The sequence below is a fragment of the Aeromonas sp. s11 genome (genome assembly GCF_040907945.1).
GTDB classification, from domain to species: Bacteria; Pseudomonadota; Gammaproteobacteria; order Enterobacterales; family Aeromonadaceae; genus Aeromonas; species Aeromonas veronii.
This window is the reverse complement of sequence record NZ_JBFOCU010000024.1, coordinates 25,167-43,230: the sequence shown is the minus strand read 5'-3', so window position 1 is coordinate 43,230 and position 18,064 is coordinate 25,167. Positions and strand designations below refer to the sequence as shown.

Annotated in this window: 14 protein-coding genes; 8 read left to right on the top strand and 6 right to left on the bottom strand. The window is 58.7% G+C overall.

What is annotated here, in order from left to right; all coding sequences use genetic code 11:
- Positions 1-46: 46 nt before the first annotated feature.
- Both AB5Y84_RS06620 and AB5Y84_RS06615 read right to left on the bottom strand, forming a co-directional pair.
- Positions 47-811, bottom strand: coding sequence for a class III extradiol ring-cleavage dioxygenase (locus AB5Y84_RS06620; protein ID WP_368176615.1), 765 nt, complete (start codon positions 809-811; stop codon positions 47-49).
- A gap of 167 nt (positions 812-978) precedes the next feature.
- On the bottom strand, positions 979-1,221 hold the full coding sequence (locus AB5Y84_RS06615; protein WP_368176614.1) for a hypothetical protein: 243 nt from the start codon (positions 1,219-1,221) through the stop codon (positions 979-981).
- A gap of 308 nt (positions 1,222-1,529) precedes the next feature.
- On the opposite strand from AB5Y84_RS06615, the gene pykF reads away from it, so the two are divergent.
- The 5 genes from pykF (at position 1,530) to AB5Y84_RS06590 (ending at position 10,590) form a co-directional block, all read left to right on the top strand.
- The gene (pykF, locus tag AB5Y84_RS06610; RefSeq protein ID WP_031227651.1) at positions 1,530-2,942 is read left to right on the top strand and encodes a pyruvate kinase PykF; all 1,413 of its coding nucleotides are present in this window, start codon (positions 1,530-1,532) and stop codon (positions 2,940-2,942) included.
- 150 nt (positions 2,943-3,092) lie between these two features.
- Positions 3,093-6,422: a mechanosensitive channel MscK gene (gene mscK, locus AB5Y84_RS06605; RefSeq protein ID WP_368173886.1), complete on the top strand. Its 3,330-nt coding sequence runs from the start codon at positions 3,093-3,095 to the stop codon at positions 6,420-6,422.
- A 407-nt stretch (positions 6,423-6,829) separates the two neighbouring features.
- Complete coding sequence (locus AB5Y84_RS06600; protein ID WP_368176613.1) at positions 6,830-7,234, top strand: hypothetical protein; 405 nt, start codon at positions 6,830-6,832, stop codon at positions 7,232-7,234.
- A gap of 53 nt (positions 7,235-7,287) precedes the next feature.
- Positions 7,288-9,318 (top strand): M13 family metallopeptidase, encoded by a 2,031-nt coding sequence (locus AB5Y84_RS06595; RefSeq protein WP_368176612.1) that lies wholly within the window; start codon positions 7,288-7,290, stop codon positions 9,316-9,318.
- 339 nt (positions 9,319-9,657) lie between these two features.
- Positions 9,658-10,590: a GGDEF domain-containing protein gene (locus AB5Y84_RS06590; protein ID WP_047440291.1), complete on the top strand. Its 933-nt coding sequence runs from the start codon at positions 9,658-9,660 to the stop codon at positions 10,588-10,590.
- A 98-nt stretch (positions 10,591-10,688) separates the two neighbouring features.
- Here AB5Y84_RS06590 and crr read toward each other — a convergent pair whose 3' ends face one another.
- The 4 genes from crr to cysK form a co-directional block, all read right to left on the bottom strand.
- Positions 10,689-11,198, bottom strand: coding sequence for a PTS glucose transporter subunit IIA (gene crr, locus AB5Y84_RS06585; RefSeq protein WP_005338264.1), 510 nt, complete (start codon positions 11,196-11,198; stop codon positions 10,689-10,691).
- Positions 11,199-11,240: 42 nt separating this feature from the next.
- A complete protein-coding gene (gene ptsI, locus AB5Y84_RS06580; protein WP_019446785.1) occupies positions 11,241-12,968 on the bottom strand; it encodes a phosphoenolpyruvate-protein phosphotransferase PtsI in 1,728 nt (575 codons plus the stop codon).
- A gap of 46 nt (positions 12,969-13,014) precedes the next feature.
- Complete coding sequence (locus AB5Y84_RS06575; protein WP_005338266.1) at positions 13,015-13,272, bottom strand: HPr family phosphocarrier protein; 258 nt, start codon at positions 13,270-13,272, stop codon at positions 13,015-13,017.
- A gap of 440 nt (positions 13,273-13,712) precedes the next feature.
- Positions 13,713-14,681 carry a cysteine synthase A gene (gene cysK / locus AB5Y84_RS06570; RefSeq protein WP_005338267.1) on the bottom strand — a complete coding sequence of 323 codons (969 nt, stop codon included), beginning with the start codon at positions 14,679-14,681 and terminating at the stop codon, positions 13,713-13,715.
- Positions 14,682-14,840: 159 nt separating this feature from the next.
- Between cysK and AB5Y84_RS06565 the strand changes: the two genes are divergently transcribed.
- From AB5Y84_RS06565 to AB5Y84_RS06555, 3 genes are read left to right on the top strand one after another with little or no spacing between them, the layout of a single operon-like run.
- Positions 14,841-15,683: a MoxR family ATPase gene (locus AB5Y84_RS06565; RefSeq protein WP_101529808.1), complete on the top strand. Its 843-nt coding sequence runs from the start codon at positions 14,841-14,843 to the stop codon at positions 15,681-15,683.
- A gap of 3 nt (positions 15,684-15,686) precedes the next feature.
- Positions 15,687-16,850, top strand: coding sequence for a VWA domain-containing protein (locus tag AB5Y84_RS06560; protein ID WP_368176611.1), 1,164 nt, complete (start codon positions 15,687-15,689; stop codon positions 16,848-16,850).
- Between the two features lie 54 nt (positions 16,851-16,904).
- Complete coding sequence (locus AB5Y84_RS06555; RefSeq protein WP_144715958.1) at positions 16,905-18,026, top strand: beta-ketoacyl-ACP synthase III; 1,122 nt, start codon at positions 16,905-16,907, stop codon at positions 18,024-18,026.
- Positions 18,027-18,064 lie beyond the last annotated feature (38 nt).

The window sequence follows — 18,064 nt, the reverse complement described above, 5'->3', positions numbered from 1 at the left end:
TAAACAACAAGACCCCGCCAATTGGCGGGGTCTTGTTGAGAGGTTATCAGCCGAAGCGGTAGGCGCCCATATAGAGGCTGCCGCCATCCCAGCTCTCGTGCAGCCGGGTGGGAGCTACACCATCGGCCGACCCCAACGCCACAAAGAGCGGGCGCAGATGATCATCGTGGGGATGAGACTCCACCGCTCCGGGGGCCTGCTGGCGATAGTCGAGCAGCGCCAGCCGATCCTCATCGGCCATCTTCTGCTCCAGCCAGTCGACAAACTGGCTGGCCCACTCAGGCACCGGCGAGCCTTCCGGTGCCAGCGCCCGCAGGTTGTGGGTAATGGCGCCAGAGGCGAGGATGCCAATCCCCTGACTGCGCAGCGCCCCCAATACCTCTCCCAACTGCCACAATTGGGCCGGGGTGAAGCTCGCGGGAATGGAGATCTGCACCAGCGGGATCTCGCTGTTTGGGTCGATCAGAGATAGGGGCGACCAGACTCCGTGATCCAGCTCGCGCCGCACCGGGGTGGCGGTCAGTCCGGCCAGTGCCAGCTGGTCGCTCACCCCTTGTTGCAGCCACTCGGGGCTGCTGGCAGGCCAGCGCATCCGGTAGAGGGGCTCGGGAAAACCGTAAAAGTCGTACATCAGCGCCGGTTTGGGCTCGACGTTAATCTGCAGCTCGCGGCTGAACCAGTGGGCGGAGATGACCACCAGCCCCTTGAGCTCACCCAGACGCAGGGTTCGCAGAAAGCGGGTGGCGGGTTGCTCACGCAGCACCAGATCCGGTGCGCCGTGAGAGATAAACCAGACGGGGGCGAGAGACATAAAGCGGACTCCAACAAAGTATCAGGGGGCGATACCGGAGGGGATATCGCTGTTGGAATCGATTATCCTCCCGCCATGAAAGGTGGACAATCCAGCAAGATAGATAAGAACTATCAACTAATGGTTGATAATTTCACGCCTTCACGACCGGTAAGCAGCAATAAATATCAAGGCTGCGGCGCATCCGGCTGCGGTCGGGCTGCACGAAGCGCCATCCGGGTCGCTGCACTGTGATCCTGCCACTCTCGCCACGCCAATCCCTCGGCGGCCGCCTCCCCTTTCACCGGATGGGAGAAGATCGCCAGCAGACCGGCATTATCAGGCCAGTAGCGGGCTGGCAGCGTCTGAACCAGCAGCAAGGCGGCGCCCAGCAAGAGCAGAGCCCATCCGGTTTCATGGCTGTTTTTCATCCCGGCCTCCTTCACCCGTGCGCCAATGAACTAACATTTTTGCGCAAGCCGGTGACAAGACGGTGACAGCGGACGGGTGGTCATTTTACAACATCTGAACCTCAACCCGGCCAAACAACCACAGATGGCAACATTTGTATCCCTTCAGCCCGAACCTGTGGCCGTATGCTCTAAAATGTGACTCACAGGAAAACGTTATCCCTGAAAAGAAAACGTTATCTGGTCAAAACGTTGTTTCTGGATCATAAAAAGATTCCAAAAACTGGTGTATATTGCTCGGCGGAAATTCCTTAACCATGAAGATTGACATGAAAAAGACCAAAATTGTCTGCACCATCGGTCCGAAGACCGAATCCAAAGAAATGCTGGCCAAAATGCTGGACGCCGGCATGAACGTCATGCGCCTGAACTTCTCCCACGGTGACTACGCCGAGCACGGCAGCCGCATCAGCAACCTGCGCGCTGTAATGGCCGAGACCGGCAAGCACGCAGCTATCCTGCTGGACACCAAGGGTCCGGAAATCCGTACCATGAAGCTGGAAGGCGGCAACGACGTCGCGCTGGTCGCTGGCCAGACTTTCACCTTCACTACCGACCAGACCGTGGTTGGCAACAAAGACAAAGTGGCCGTGACCTATGCAGGTTTCGCCAACGATCTGCGCGTCGGCAACCGCATCCTGGTTGATGACGGCCTGATCGGTCTGGACGTTATCGAAATCACCGAGCGCGAAGTTATCTGTAAAGTGCTGAACAACGGTGACCTGGGCGAGAACAAAGGCGTTAACCTGCCGGGCGTCTCCATCAAGCTGCCGGCCCTGGCCGAGAAAGACAAGCGCGACCTGATCTTTGGTTGCGAGCAAGGCGTTGATTTCGTTGCTGCTTCTTTCATCCGCAAGAAAGAAGACGTTCTGGAAATCCGTGAGCACCTGAAAGCCCACGGTGGCGAGAACATCCAGATCATCTCCAAGATCGAAAACCAGGAAGGTCTGGACAACTTCGACGAGATCCTGGCTGTTTCCGACGGCATCATGGTTGCTCGTGGCGACATGGGTGTAGAGATCCCGGTTGAAGAAGTTATCTTCGCCCAGAAGATGATCATCGCCAAGTGCAACAAAGCCCGCAAAGTGGTTATCACTGCCACCCAGATGCTGGACTCCATGATCAAGAACCCGCGTCCGACCCGCGCCGAAGCTGGTGACGTGGCCAACGCCATCCTGGACGGTACCGACGCAGTGATGCTGTCCGGTGAATCCGCCAAGGGTAAGTACCCGCTGGAAGCCGTGACCATCATGGCCACCATCTGCGAGCGTACCGATGCCGTGATGCCGTCCAACCTGTCTGCTGCCAACGACAGCAACAAGCTGCGCATCACCGAAGCCGTATGTAAAGGCGCCGTAGAGACCTCCGAGAAGCTGGACGCCCCGCTGATCGTGGTCGCTACCGAAGGCGGCAAGTCTGCCAAGGCCATTCGCAAGTACTTCCCGAAAGCCTGGATCCTGGCTATCACCACCAACAAGAAAACTGCTGCCCAGCTGGTTCTGACCAAGGGTGTGGTTGCCCACGTGGTTGACAGCATCGCCTCTACCGACGATTTCTATCGCATCGGTAAAGAAGCTGCACTGGAAATCGGCATGGGTCTGAAAGGTGACGTGGTTGTGATGGTCTCCGGTGCTCTGGTACCGAGCGGCACCACCAACACCGCATCTGTTCACGTTCTTTAATCAGAGCTGAACGAGTTGAAAACGGCGCCTGCGGGCGCCGTTTTTTTTGTCCCTCCCCCCTGCTTACCTGACAAGCCCGGTGTTAGAATCCACGCGAATTTAATCTATGCGGGAAATCTCCCGAATATCGCGTAATAACCCGGAAGTTATATGCCCTCAATACGTTTTAAAAGAGTCTCGGCTACCTTGTTGCCGCTGCTCTGTCTCCTCGCCAGCCTCTGCGTCCCGCAAGCCATGGCGCAAGATGTCCCCTCTCGCAACACAGTTCAGCGAGCGCTGGATGGTCTGGGTAAATCAGAAACCCTGACCGTCAGTCAGCAAGCGGATCAGAAGTTGCTGACCGAAACCCTCGCCCTGCTCGACAGCATCGACAAGGAAGAGGCAAAGGCCAAGACCCAGGCCCAGCGGATCCGCAACCTGCCCACCGAGCTCAGAGAGATCAGCGCCAAGCTCGATGCCCTGACCAAGGGCAAGAGTGCCGAGCAGATCAAGAGCGAATACGCCAGCATGAGTCTGGCAGAGCTCGACAGCCGTCAGCCGGAAGTGCTGGCCAACATGCAGGCGGCCCAGGAGGCCCTCGGCGCCATCGGCAGCCAGCTCACCAGCTTGCAGACCCTGCCGGAGCGCGCCCAGGCCAGCATGAGTCGCGCCTACCAGCGCAGTCAGGAGATCCGTACCCGCCTCAACGCCGGTGAAAGCGTCTCCAGCGCCGAGAAGATGAAGCTCGGTGCCGAACTGGCCCTGCTCGACCTGCAACTGGCCCACCTGCAAAAGGAGCTGGATAACCGTACCAGCATGCAGGATCTGGCGATCAAGCAGCGCGACTACCAGAGTGCCCGTCTCGCCAGCGAAGAGCAGAAACTGCAGCTGTTGCAGGATCAGAGCAGCGCCAAGCGCCTCGGCGACACCGAAAAAACCGCCGAGCAGACCGGTGAACTGGTGGCGACCGAAGACAGCCCGCTGGTGCAAAAAGAGCAGGAGCTCAACCACCAGCTCAGCCAGCAGCTGATCGGTGCCACCACCAGCCTCAACTCGCTGGTACAGAAAAACCTGCAAGCCAAGAGCTGGCTGGAGCGCGGCATCCAGACCGAGCGCAACCTCAATGAACAGGTGCAGATGCTCAAGGGCAATCTGCTGCTGTCGCGCATCCTCTATCAGCTCTATCAGCAGCTGGAGGCGGCCCCCACCATCGCCGTCAAAAATCTGGAAGAGCAGATTGCCGATCTGCATCTGGCCCAGTTTGAACTGAGCCAGCAGCGTGACCAGCTGTTCCAGAAGAACCTCTATCTGGACAATCTGATCGCCGGCAGCAAGGATCCGGTGAGCGAGGAGGACAAGGAGAGCCTTGCCAAGCTGCTCGACACCCGCATCAATCTGCTCGATCAGCTCAACCGCCAACTCGACAGCCAGCTCACCAACGCCATCAGCCTGCAGCTGACCCAGCAGCAGCTGGCTCGGGTCTATGCCTCTATCGAGTTTACCCTGCAGCAACACATCTTCTGGGTAAGCAGCAACAAGCCCATCGACAGCAAGTGGTTTATCAGCTGGCCCGCCCAGGCCTACAAACAGGCCTCCGACTGGGTATTGAAACCGGACTGGAAACGCTGGCGCGAAGAGCTGCTGGGGATCTCCCTGCTCGCCTTCCCGCTGCTGCTGATCGGCGGCCTGCTGGTCTGGAAACGTCCGGCGCTGGTTGAGCGCGAGAAGAAGATCACCAAGGACCTTGGCCGTTTCCGTCAGGACAGCCAGTGGCACACCCCGCGCGCCCTGCTCTATACCGTGCTGCAACGCCTGCCGGGCAGCATGTTCATTCTGGCTGGCGGTCTGCTGCTCACCTACTGCGGTCTGCTCAGTCCCAAGCTGATGTTCCAGATCACCCTGAACCTCGCCCTCGGTTATCTGGTGTTCAGCGTCTATCTGGCGGTGATGCGCCCGGGCGGTATCGCCGAGACCCACTTCCGGATCCCGAAAGCGGAGCTGCAGGCCAAGCGCAACAGCATGCGCTACATCTGGTTGCCACTGCTGCCGCTCATCATGCTCGCGACCAAGGCGGTGGTTGAACCCTCCACCCTGGGCAACGACGTGATCGGCCAGGCCATGACCCTGACCCTGCTGGGGCTGGCCGCCTATCTGGTGTTCCCCATCTCCCGCGCCCGCATCAAGGGCGAGGCGAGCATGCAGAAGTCGCTGATCGCCATCGCTCTGGCGCTGGCGCCGGTGGCGCTGATCGTGCTGGCCGTGCTCGGTTACTACTACACCGCGCTGAAGCTGACCGGTCGCCTGATCGAATCCTTCTACCTCATCATCATCTGGAGCCTGGTCTACCGCACCGCCCTGCGTGGTCTGGAGCTGGCTGCCCGTCGTCTGGCCTACCGTCGTGCGGTGGCCAAGCGTGAGCACAAATCTTCGGAAGATGCGGAAGGTGGCGAATCCATCGAAGAGCAGCCCATGGATCTGGAGGATGTCAGCCAGCAGTCCCTGCGTCTGACCCGTACCGTGCTGATGCTGATCTTCGGCGTCGCCTTCTACTGGCTCTGGTCCGATCTGGTGGCGGTCTTCTCCTACCTCGACAGCATGGTGCTGTGGCACCGCAGTGAAGGCACCGGCGCCAACGCCGTGCTGTTCCCCATCAGCCTGAGTGACGTGCTGATCGGCTTCCTGCTGCTCGGCGGTGCCTGGTCACTGGCGCGCAACCTGCCGGGCTTGCTGGAGGTGCTGGTGCTCTCCAAGCTCAACCTGGCTCAGGGGACCGCCTACGCCATCACCACCATGCTCAACTACGTGCTGATCGGCTTTGGCTCCCTCACCGCTCTCTCCATGATGGGCGTGCAGTGGGACAAGCTGCAGTGGGTAGCGGGTGGTCTGTCAGTCGGTATCGGTTTCGGCATGAAGGAAATTCTTTCCAACTTCGTCTCCGGCATCATCATCCTGTTCGAGCGTCCAGTGCGGATCGGTGACACCGTCACCATCGGCTCCTTCTCCGGTACCGTCTCGCGGATCCGTATTCGCGCCACCACCCTGACCGACTTCGACCGCAAAGAGGTGATCATCCCCAACCAGCAGCTGATGACCGAACGGCTCATCAACTGGTCGCTGAGTGACACCGTCACCCGGGTGATCGTACGGGTGGGCGTGGCGTATGGTTCGGATCTGGAACTGACCCGCACCCTGCTCAAACAGGCGGCCGACGAAAACAGCCGGGTGCTGAAAGACCCAGCCCCCATCGTCTACTTCCTCACCTTTGGCGCCAGTACTCTGGATCACGAGCTGCGCTTCTTCGTGAGCGAACTGGGAGACCGCAACCCGGCGGTGGACGAGTTGAACCGAAAGATCGACCAGCTGTTCCGCGAGAACGGCATCGAGATCGCCTTCAACCAGATGGATGTCTACATCAAGAACATGCAGGGCGAAGAGCAGAAGGTGGAGTCCAACTCCGCCGCTCTGCCGCCGCCCGCGGAAGATGGCAAGCAGCCAGCCTGATAGCGAACTGCACTGATCTGATGACAACAGCCGCTCACCCAGGTGAGCGGCTTTTTTATGCCAGTTTATGGCGATAGAGACAGTTATCCATTGCCAACATGGCTGGCCGCCGCACAACAGGCAGCCATCACCCTTGATAAAATATAAAGAGAAATAAAAGTCTAAAAACAAACACTTGCCCTACACCACTACTTACCGCATGGATGAAACCTGCGCCCTTCTCCCCTCACCGCGCCCCCCATACAGCGCTCGCTCCGGCTCCCGGATTTTTATAACTTTTTTTAATTTTATTTGAGTGTCCTCTTCATCCTGACCATTGCAAAGTGGCGCCATTCCAGCGCCGGGCCCTGTGACCACCGCCCGGCTGACACCGACTTGCTCATTTGATAATTGAAAGGATCCGAGAGATGAAACACCCCTTGATGGTAATGGGAATAGCCGTCTGTCTGGCATTGAGCGGCTGCCAGAATATGGATACCAAGAAAGTCCTGATAGGTGCAGCTGCGCTGGGTGCCATCGGCGCCGCTGGCTATTACGCCGGGAAAAAGCACAGCGATAACAAACACGAGCATGATGGTCAGCATAACGATAGCGATGACCAGCATATGGCCACCAGCAAGATGCCCCGTTACTGCTCGGGGGAAGCAGCCAGCAAATTCCATGTCTCCCCGCGCGATATCACCACCGAGTCGGCAGAAGAGAGTGGCCACAGATACAAGGTCTATGGCCAGTACGAGACCGATGATGATCTGGTCGACTTTACCTGCACCTTCAATCACGACGGTCGCTTCCTCTCGGTCGTTCGCAGCTGATTGGCCAGTGGTTACAGCCAATCACCACAGGCTCCCCATACAGGACACTCACGATGAAACAGCAACGCAGCATGATCGCCAGCCTCATTGCGCTGGCCCTGCTTGGCCTAGCCCCATGCGCCGGTGCCGCCAGCGGCCACTCCGGGGTGGATCTGGCCAGCATGGATAACAGCGTGCGCGCGGCGGACGATCTGTTTCGCCACGTCAACGGCAACTGGCTGGCCCAGACCCAAATACCGGATGACATGCCGGGGCAGACCATCGGCAATCTGTTGGCGGACAAGTCGCTGGAGGATCGCAAGGTGTTGCTGGAGGAGCTGCTCAAGCGCCCGCAACAAGCCGGAACCCCTCGCCAGCAGATCGCCGATCTCTACGCCAGCTATCTGGATCAGGCCGGACGGGATGCCAAAGGGCTGACCCCTATTCAGCCACTGCGCGACGAGATCATGGCCATCCATGATGGCGCCTCGCTGGCCACCTACTTTGCCCGGGTCAGCAAGCTGGGCGGCGGCGCTCCCTTTGGTATCGGGTTCATGGCCGACAAGAAGCAGCCTGACAGCTACGGGATCTACCTGCAGCAATCCGGTCTCGGTCTGCCTGATCGGGACTACTACCTGAAAGCAGATGCCGCCAGCAAGGCTCTGCGGGCCAGCTACGAGCAGTTCATTACCGCCCTGCTCAACCATGCCGGCGTCGAGGGGGCGAGCGAACAGGCCCATCGCATTCTGGCGCTGGAGACCCGGCTCGCCAGCCTGCAGTGGGACAGAGTCAAGCGGCGGGATGACAACCTCACCTACAACAAACTGCCCATCGCCCGCCTCAGTCAGTTGCTGCCCACGCTGGATTGGCAACGCTACCTGATAGAGGCCGGTATCGCCGGGGAAACGGAGATCATCGTCAGTGAGCCGGACTATCTGGAGAGGCTGGCCGCCGTGATGCAGGAGACAAGCATCGCGCAGTGGCAATCCTACTGCCTGTTCCATCTGCTACGTACTTATGCGCCCTATCTCGACAGCCAGAGCAATGCCCTGCACTTCGCTTTCTACGGCACGACCCTGAGCGGCATCCCCCGGCAGCGGGAGCCCTGGAAGCAGGCCATGGAGGTGCTGGACGACTATCTGGGTCAGGCGGTGGGCAAACTCTACGTGGAGCGCTACTTTCCGGCCGAGGCTAAGGAACAGATGGCGACCATGGTGCGCAATCTGATCGCCGCCTATCGCCAGGAGATCGGTGGGCTCGACTGGATGTCTGCCCCGACCAAACAGCAGGCGCTGGCGAAACTGGCCAAGGTACGGGTCAAGATCGGCTATCCCGACCAGTGGCAGGATTACAGCACAATCGAGATCCATCCCGATGATCTGGTCGGCAATGCCCAGCGCGCGGCCAGGGTGCGTTACAACGAGCACCTTGCCCGCCTCCATCAACCGGTGGATCGGGAGGAGTGGTTCGACAATCCGCAGACGGTGAACGCCTACTACAACCCGAACAACAACGAGATCGTCTTCCCGGCAGCCATACTGCAACCACCCTACTTCGATCTGAAGGCGGATGATGCGGTCAACTATGGCGCCATCGGCGCGGTCATCGGTCACGAGTTGAGCCATGGTTTCGATGATCAGGGGGCCAAATTCGATGGCAACGGTGCCTTGCACAACTGGTGGGCTCCGGCCGATCTCAAGGAGTTCACCGCCAGAGCGCAAAAACTGGCCAAACAGTACGACCGTTTCGAGCCCATCAAGGGGGAGCATGTCAACGGCCAGCTGACACTTGGCGAGAACATCGGCGATCTCGGCGGCTTGACCATCGCCCACAAGGCGTACCAGCTCGCCCTGGGCAACCGCCTGCCAGCGGTGCTTGATGGCTTTACCGGCGAGCAGCGATTCTTTATCGGCTGGGCACAGGTGTGGAAAGGGAAGTACCGGCCCGAGCTCGCAGCCGTCCTGCTCAAGACAGATCCCCACTCGCCGCTGGAGTACCGGGTCAACGGCGTCGTCGCTAATATGCCGGCCTTCTACAGCGCCTTTGCTATCAAGCCGGGAGACAAGCTCTATCTGCCACCTTCCGAGCGTGTGAAGATTTGGTGACCACCAGCAGGGGCCCTGGCCCGAAAAGCTCCAGCAGATGGACCACCTCCACCTGAGCTGAAGATGACCGACACAGGGAGTGTCTGTTTTACCCTGTCTGGTTTTTCCCGACCCACATGTGCCTGACCATGTGGGTTTTTTTGACCCTTTTGCCCCGCCGCTTCTCCTCAGCCTGCCCAGCTTTCACCCGATACGGCCACGGCAAACAACCCCGCCATTTTCTCGCCTTTGCCTTTGTCTGAAAAACCGGCGGCGAAACCGCTATAAATCGGTTTACCACCACACTGGTCTGACCTATGGTAAAGCATGTAAAAGATGCATCGTGGAGCCGCTTTTCCTATGAATGACCGAGAACTGCAACAGATCCTGTTTCGCTCCTTCGATGTGATCCCGCTGCCTATTCTGGTGTCAGAATCCATTGCCCGTCACGATGGCTGCTCACCCGACATGATCCCGCAGCGGCGCCACCGCTTCCTGAATAAAGCCTTCATTGAGCAGCTGGGCTACAACCTTGACGATCTGCCGGACATGGCTTCCTGGTTTCAGGTCGCCTACCCGGATGAAGGGTATCGCCGCACCATCATCGACTCCTGGCACTCCCAGGTGGAACAGAGCTTGTCGCAAGGGCTGGAGGTTGCCGAGATGCCTGCGCTGATCCGCTGCAAGAGCGGTCAGTCGCGCTGGTTTATCGTCACTGCCCAGCTGGGAGCCGATGCCATCCCGGATGGCCATATCGTCACCTTTCGCGATATTCACGACCTGCAGTGCATGGTGGAAGAGGTGAGCCGCCTCTCCTGCACCGATCCGCTCACCGAACTGACCAACCGGCGTGGCGCCCAGCAACAGCTGCAGGCCCTTTGGTTGCAAGGTGAGCCCCTCTCGGTGGTGTTGGGAGATATCGACCATTTCAAACAGGTCAATGACCGCTACGGCCACCCTGCGGGTGATGCCGCGCTCTGCGCCGTCGCCCACGCCATGGCGAGCCAGCTGTTGCCGGGGGAGAGTCTGGCCCGTTGGGGCGGAGAGGAGTTTCTGCTGATCCTGCCTGGTTGCGATATTGAACAGGCAGCACGGCGCGCCGAACAGCTGCGCCAGCATGTCAGTACCACCCGCTTGCCATGGCAGGGGAAGCAGCTCTCCCTCACCATCAGTCTGGGGTGTGCCAGCATGAAGGGGCAGGAGGGCATCGACTATCTGCTGATGATGGCAGACCGGGCCCTTTATCAGGCCAAGGATCAGGGCCGTAACCGGGTTGTCATCTCGACGGAATAGAGTGATCACCAGAAAGGAAAGCCGACTCGCGGCCATAAAAAAACCGAAGCACAAGGCTTCGGTTTTTTACTGCGCAACTGGCGTGAGCCAGCCGGGCATTACTTCTTGATACGGATAACCGGGGTCTCGCCCACAGTCACAGCACCAGTCATTTTGATCAGCTCTTTGATCTCGTCCATGTTGGAGATGACAACCGGAGTCAGGGTAGACTTGGCTTTCGCTTCCAGAACGGCCAGATCGAACTCGATGATGGTGTCGCCGCGCTTGACCTGCTGGCCTTCCTGAGCGATACGCTTGAAGCCTTCGCCTTTCAGTTCAACGGTGTCGATACCGAAGTGAACGAACAGCTCGATACCGGAGTCGGATTCCAGAGAGAACGCGTGGTTGGTCTCGAAAATCTTGCCGATGGTACCATCGCACGGCGCAACCATCTTGTTGCCAGCCGGCTTGATGGCGATACCGTCACCAACGATCTTCTCGGCGAAGACAACGTCAGGCACATCTTCGATCGGCACGATTTCGCCAGACAGCGGAGCAAAGATTTCGATGCCGCCGGTGTCAGAGCTATCGTCGGAAACCAGTTTCTTCAGTTTATCAAACAGACCCATATAAAGCTCCTAGAGATGATTTGTCGCTGTTTGCAGCCGATCTTAGCAGACTGCTTTCTGCTTAATAAAGTTATCTACGCATGCTTCGATTTCAGCGGCGGTGGCAAAGCTCAGTGCTTGATCAGCCATTGCCTTCACATCTTCGAAGTTGGTGTTGCGGATAAGCTTCTTGATACGCGGTACAGAGATGGCGCTCATGGAGAACTCATCCAGACCCATACCCAGCAGCAGCAGGGTAGCGCGCTCGTCACCAGCCAGTTCACCACACATACCGGTCCACTTGCCTTCGGCGTGGGACGCATCGATAACCATCTTGATCAGGGTCAGGACGGAGGGTGACAGCGGGTTGTACATGGCGGAGATCATCTCGTTACCACGATCGACAGCCAGGGTGTACTGGGTCAGGTCGTTGGTACCGATACTGAAGAAATCCACTTCCTTGGCCAGATGATGAGCCATCACGGCAGCGGCCGGGGTCTCGATCATGATACCCACTTCGATGGATTCATCAAAGGCTTTGCCTTCGGCACGCAGTTCGGCTTTCAGCGTCTCTACGGTGGCTTTCAGGCTACGGAACTCTTCGACAGAGATGATCATCGGGAACATGATGCGCAGTTTGCCGAAGGCAGAGGCGCGCAGAATGGCCCGCAGCTGAGCGTGCATGATGTCTTCGCGGTCGAAGAAAATACGCACGGCACGCCAGCCCAGGAAGGGGTTCATCTCTTTCGGGAAATTCATGTAGGGCAGCTCTTTGTCGCCGCCAATGTCCATGGTACGCACGATGATCGGCTGATCCGGCATCGCTTCGGCCACTTCTTTGTAGGCTTTGAACTGCTCTTCTTCGGTCGGCAGCGCGTCACGGTCCATGAACAGGAACTCGGTACGGTACAGACCCACGCCTTCGGCGCCATTGCGGATGGCACCTTCGGTATCCTTGACGGTACCGATGTTGGCGCACACTTCGACCTGGTGACCATCCAGCGTGATGGCAGGCAGATCTTTCAGCTTGGCCAGCTCATCTTTCTCGGCCTGGAACTGAGCCTGGAACTTCTTGGCTTCGGTCAGCTGTTCAGCGGTCGGATTGATGATGATCTGGTTGTTGATCGCATCCAGCACCAGCATGTCACCGTTCTTGACGCGCTCGGTGATGTCGTTGGTGCCTACCACGGCCGGCAGCTCCAGGGAGCGGGCCATGATGGAGGTGTGAGAGGTACGGCCACCGATGTCGGTAACGAAACCCAGCACATATTTCAGGTTGATCTGAGCGGTTTCAGACGGGGTCAGGTCTTTGGCAACCAGAATCACCTCTTCGTCGATGGTGCTCAGGTTGACAACGGCGATGCCCAGTACGTTCTTGACCAGACGGGTACCGATGTCACGGAAGTCGGTAGCGCGTTCGCGCAGATAAGGGTCATCCAGCTCGGCCATCATCTTGGCGTACTGTTCGATCACCTCATAGATGGCTTTGTCAGCGGAAGCCTTGTTCTCTTTGATGAAGGATTTGATATCCCCTTCCAGCTCCTCATCTTCGAGCAGCATGATGTGGCCTTCGAAGATGGCCTCTTTTTCCTCACCGAAGGTGCGACCGGCCATCTCTTTGATGGCTTCCAGCTGGGTAGCTGACTTGGTACGAGCTTCGAGGAAACGGTTGATCTCGGCATCAATCTGGTCAGCAGAGATTTTGCCCTGATTGATAACGATTTCATCTTCTTTCAGAAGAAGCGCCTTACCGAATGCGATACCGGGGGACGCAAGAATGCCAGATATCATAATCCTTCCTATTAAAACGACTGTGGGGGAGGAATCTAAAGCTGGATTACTCCAGCTCGTCCATCAGGGCAACCAGCTTCTCAACAGCTTGCTGAGCATCCGGGCCGTCAGCCTGGATAGTTACGTTGGTACCCTTGGTCAGGCCCAGGGTCTGCAGCTTGAACAGGCTCTTGGCGCTGGCGGACTTGCCACCGGAGACCACAGTGATCTCGCTTTGGAATTCTTTGGCTTCTTTCACGAACTGAGCTGCCGGACGGGTGTGCAGGCCGTTTTCAGCAGTAATAACAACAGACTTCTCGTACATGGTTTCACCCCATATTATTGATATTTTTTGGTGGATTGGTCGTTTTTGAAGCAACCTGACCCACCGTGTCAGTATGGATATGTTGTAAAGTAACGAAAGCAGACCCGCAATGGTTTAATCCAGGTCAAGTTTCTGTGCAGTAATCGGCGCGCTGGTTGGCAATTTTCAGTTATTGGGCTACAAGCCGCATCAGGACTGGCCTGAAATTATTTTATAACGAAAAATAACACTTTGTTACTTTGTGATACCCAGCCAGCAAACACCGCGTGACGCCGCACAGGATATGAGATTTAGAGCGGAATGTCTGCTTTTTTTCTCACTCCGGAACTTGTTATTTTACCCCAAAAAATAAGGATCAAGTGACACTAACAGGGGTTGAGTCTAGCCCATAAAGAAGCGGCGCTCCTGGGAGCGCCGCTGTTTTGAAAGATTCCGATCAGTTACTGCTGCAGCTCCTGCTCGCTGAACACCCCTGCAAACAGGGCGCTGGAGAGGTAACGCTCCGCCGCACTCGGCAGGATGACCACTATGGTTTTGCCCGCAAATTCCGGCAGTTCGGCAAGACGGCTGGCAGCCACCACCGCAGCACCGGAGCTGATACCGGCCAGGATCCCCTCCTCCTCCATCAGGCGACGGGCCATCTCGATGGCTTCATCGCTGGTCACCTTCTCCACCCGATCGATGAGGGAGAGGTCCAGGTTGCCAGGGATAAAGCCGGCGCCGATCCCCTGGATCTTGTGGGGGCCGGGTTTAATCTCTTCCCCGGCCAGCTTCTGGCTGATGACCGGCGACTCGGCCGGTTCGACCGCAACAGAGACCACCGCCTTGCCTTTCGTCTGCTTCAGATAGCGGGAGACACCGGTAATGGTACCGCCGGTACCGACCCCGGCCACGAACACATCCACCTCGCCGTCAGTGGCATCCCAAATCTCTGGGCCGGTGGTCTTTTCGTGGATCTCTGGGTTGGCCGGGTTTTCAAACTGTTGCAACAACACATACTTGCCCGGCTCGGATTCGAGGATCTCGTTGGCCTTGGCAATGGCACCCTTCATGCCGAGCGGCCCTTCGGTCAGCACCAGATTGGCACCGAGCGCCTTGAGCAGCTTGCGGCGCTCCAGGCTCATGGTGGCCGGCATGGTCAGGGTGATGGGATAGCCGCGAGCCGCCGCGACAAAGGCCAGAGCAATACCCGTGTTGCCGCTGGTGGGCTCGATGATCTCCTTACCCTTGGTCAGGATGCCGCGCTTCTCGGCATCCCAGATCAGGTTGGCGCCGATCCGGCACTTGACGCTGAAGCTGGGGTTGCGGCTCTCGATCTTGGCCAGCACGCGGCCTTTGGTAACACGGTTGAGACGAACCAGCGGGGTGTGACCGATAGTCTGGCTGTTGTCCTCAAAAATTTTGCTCATGGCGCTATCCCTGTGTTTGTTACGACGATGAAACAAGATTACCCTGTGGTTTCTGAATGAGAAGTGACTATTCGTTATAACCATATGGTATTACAACATATAGAGCTTATTCTCTCTGGCCCCTGACTCCGGGCGCCAATCGTCAAAGGAACCGACGTTATGGGATTTTCAGGAAGCAGCCAGTATCTCGCCTCCGATGCATTGAAGATGGCGGTCAATGCCGCCATCACCCTCGAAAAACCGCTGCTAATCAAAGGGGAGCCGGGCACCGGCAAGACGGTGCTGGCAGAAGCGGTCGCCGACCATCTCGGCACCGACCTCATTGCCTGGCATATCAAGTCCACCACCAAGGCCCAACAGGGACTCTACGAATATGATGCGGTGGCCCGGCTGCGCGACTCCCAGCTCGGCGACCCCAGAGTGGCCGATATCAGCCACTACATTCGTAAAGGCAAACTGTGGCAGGCCTTCAGCGCCGAGCAGCGACCTGTGCTGCTGATCGACGAGATCGACAAAGCCGACATCGAATTCCCCAACGATCTGCTGCTGGAGCTGGACCGGATGGAGTTCGACGTCTACGAGACCGGCGAGCGAGTCAAGGCGCGCCAGCGTCCGGTGGTCATCATCACCTCCAACAACGAAAAAGAGCTGCCGGATGCCTTCCTGCGCCGCTGTTTCTTCCACTACATCCGCTTCCCCGACAAGGCCGAGATGCAGGCCATCGTCAAGCTCCACTACCCCGACCTCAAGGAGAGCCTGCTTGCCGAGGCAATGGATCTCTTCTTCGAGCTGCGCGAGGTAGAGGGACTGCGTAAGAAACCCTCCACCTCAGAGCTGCTGGACTGGATCCGCCTGCTCTTGGCCGATGATATCGCCCCCGAGGCGATGCGTGCCCGCGAGCCCGGCAAGCTAGTGCCCGCGCTATATGGCGCCCTGCTCAAGACCGAGCAGGATCTGCATCTCTTCGAGAAGCTCGCCTTTTTGGCCCGGCGCGGCAGCTGACCCATGCTGATCGACTTTTTTACCCACCTGCGCCGCCACAAGCTCCCCTGCAGCCTGCGCGAGCTGCTGGACTTGCACGCCGCACTGGCAGCCCGGTTGGTCGCTGTCGATATGGACGAGTTCTACCAGCTCTCCCGCTGCCTGCTGGTAAAAGACGAGGCCCACTACGATCGCTTCGATCGCGCCTTCGCCGAATATTACGAAGGGCTGGAAGCCACTCCCCTGCTGCCAGAGAGCCTGCCCGAGGAGTGGCTGCGCAAGGAGTTCGAACGGCTGTTGAGCCCAGAGGAGAAGGCGTTGCTCAAATCCCTCGGCGGACTCGACAAGCTGCTTGAAACCCTCAGCCAGCGCTTAAGCGAGCAGAAAGAACGCCACGCCGGTGGCAACAAGTGGGTGGGGACTGGTGGCAGCAGCCCGTTTGGCCACGGCGGTTTTCACCCCGAGGGGGTGCGCATGGGTGGAGAGGGGCAGCACGGTAAGGCGGTCAAGGTGTGGGAGGCCCGACATTATCGCAACTTCAGCGATGACTCGCCGCTCGGCCAGCGCGCCATCCAGCTGGCACTGCGCAAACTCAGGCGCTGGGTGCGCAAGGGCAACCCGGACGAGCTGGATCTCGACGACACCATAAAAAGCTCTGCCCGCCAAGGGTGGCTCGATGTGAAGCTGCGACCCGAGCGCCACAACGGGGTGAAGTTGTTGGTCTTTTTCGATGTCGGAGGCTCCATGGATGCCCACGTGGCCGAGGTGCAGCGCCTCTTCTCCGCCTTGCGCCACGAGTTCAAGCATCTGGAGTACTTCTATTTTCACAACTGCCTCTACGACTTCGTCTGGAAGGATAACGAGCGCCGCGTTGAGGAGCGGTTCGATACCCTGCGGCTGCTGCGCACCTATGGCAGCGACTACCGGGTGATCCTGGTGGGGGATGCCACCATGGGCCCCTACGAGATCACCTGGCCGGGCGGCAGTGTCGAGCAGTGGAACGAGGAGTCGGGTCAGGTGTGGCTTACCCGATTGCAGCAGCACTTTCCCAAACTGGTGTGGATCAACCCGACCCCGCGGCGGGAGTGGCTCTGGCATCCCTCCATCAAGCTGATGAATGACGTGGTTGACGGACGGATGCATCCGCTGACCCTGGCGGGTCTCGCTGCGGCGATCGACCAGTTGTAACCCTCTCTACCCTATAAACCGACAAGCCGGGAACGCACCCGGCGAGGAGCAAAGATGACCTCTATCGTGATCAGTGGCTCAGGCCTCTATACCCCACCCTTTGCCGTCAGCAATGAAGAGCTGGTGGCCGCCTTCAACCAGTATGTGGATCTCTACAACGAGGAGAACGCCTCCGCCATCGACGCCGGCCAACTTCCCGCCAAACAGCACTCCAGCTGCGAGTTCATCGAGAAGGCCTCCGGCATCAAGAGTCGTTATCTGGTGAGCCGCGAGGGGGTGCTCAACCCCGACATCATGCAGCCGCTGCTGGCGGAGCGGCCCGATGAGATGCCCTCCATCATGGTGGAGATGGCAGTGGCCGCCGCCGAGCAGGCGCTGATCGCCGCCGGTCGCGAGCCCGGCGAGATCGATCTGGTGATCGTCGCCGCCTCCAACATGCCGCGCCCCTATCCGGCGCTGGCCATCGAGCTGCAGCACTATCTGGGGGCGAGCGGCATGGCCTTTGACATGAACGTGGCCTGCTCGTCCGCCACCTTCGGCATCAAGACAGCCGCCGACATGCTGGCGGCAGGCACCGCCAACGTGGCGCTGGTAGTCAATCCGGAGATCTGCTCGGGGCACCTCAATTTTCGCGATCGTGATAGCCACTTTATCTTCGGTGATGCCTGCACCGCGGTGCTGCTGGAGCGGGAGACCGATTGCAAGGTGGCCAATCCGTGGCAACTGGTGGCCAGCAAGCTGGTGACCCAGTACTCCAACAACATCCGCAACAACTTCGGCTTTCTGAACCGGCTGAGCCCGCGCACCCGCTACGGCGACGACAAGCTGTTTCGCCAGCAGGGGCGCAAGGTGTTCAAGGAGGTGTTGCCGCTGGTGTGCGACCAGATAGCCAACCAGCTCGATGAGCAGGGCTGGCCTGCCGAGAGCCTGAACCGGCTCTGGCTCCATCAGGCCAACCTCACCATGAACCAGTTCATCGGTCGCAAGCTGCTCGGTCACGATGCAAGCCAGCAGGAGGCGCCGGTCATTCTTGATAGCTATGGTAATACCAGCTCGGCGGGTTCCATCATCGCGTTTCATCTGTACAATCGCGACCTTCCTGCGGGAGCTCGCGGCGTACTGTGCTCCTTTGGCGCTGGCTACTCCATAGGTAGCCTGCTGCTGCGGCGCCTGTAATGGCGGGCCTCCCGCCGACATAACAATAACCAGCAACA

Excerpts from the sequence above, each read along its gene's own strand:
- AB5Y84_RS06615 (WP_368176614.1), bottom strand. The coding sequence starts at position 1,221 with ATGAAAAACAGCCATGAAACCGGATGGGCTCTGCTCTTGCTGGGCGCC.
- AB5Y84_RS06555 (WP_144715958.1), top strand. The coding sequence starts at position 16,905 with ATGACCTCTATCGTGATCAGTGGCTCAGGCCTCTATACCCCACCCTTT.
- AB5Y84_RS06620 (WP_368176615.1), bottom strand. The coding sequence starts at position 811 with ATGTCTCTCGCCCCCGTCTGGTTTATCTCTCACGGCGCACCGGATCTG.
- crr (WP_005338264.1), bottom strand. The coding sequence starts at position 11,198 with ATGGGTCTGTTTGATAAACTGAAGAAACTGGTTTCCGACGATAGCTCT.
- ptsI (WP_019446785.1), bottom strand. The coding sequence starts at position 12,968 with ATGATATCTGGCATTCTTGCGTCCCCCGGTATCGCATTCGGTAAGGCG.
- AB5Y84_RS06565 (WP_101529808.1), top strand. The coding sequence starts at position 14,841 with ATGGGATTTTCAGGAAGCAGCCAGTATCTCGCCTCCGATGCATTGAAG.
- AB5Y84_RS06560 (WP_368176611.1), top strand. The coding sequence starts at position 15,687 with ATGCTGATCGACTTTTTTACCCACCTGCGCCGCCACAAGCTCCCCTGC.
- cysK (WP_005338267.1), bottom strand. The coding sequence starts at position 14,681 with ATGAGCAAAATTTTTGAGGACAACAGCCAGACTATCGGTCACACCCCG.
- AB5Y84_RS06600 (WP_368176613.1), top strand. The coding sequence starts at position 6,830 with ATGAAACACCCCTTGATGGTAATGGGAATAGCCGTCTGTCTGGCATTG.
- AB5Y84_RS06575 (WP_005338266.1), bottom strand. The coding sequence starts at position 13,272 with ATGTACGAGAAGTCTGTTGTTATTACTGCTGAAAACGGCCTGCACACC.
- AB5Y84_RS06590 (WP_047440291.1), top strand. The coding sequence starts at position 9,658 with ATGAATGACCGAGAACTGCAACAGATCCTGTTTCGCTCCTTCGATGTG.
- mscK (WP_368173886.1), top strand. The coding sequence starts at position 3,093 with ATGCCCTCAATACGTTTTAAAAGAGTCTCGGCTACCTTGTTGCCGCTG.
- pykF (WP_031227651.1), top strand. The coding sequence starts at position 1,530 with ATGAAAAAGACCAAAATTGTCTGCACCATCGGTCCGAAGACCGAATCC.
- AB5Y84_RS06595 (WP_368176612.1), top strand. The coding sequence starts at position 7,288 with ATGAAACAGCAACGCAGCATGATCGCCAGCCTCATTGCGCTGGCCCTG.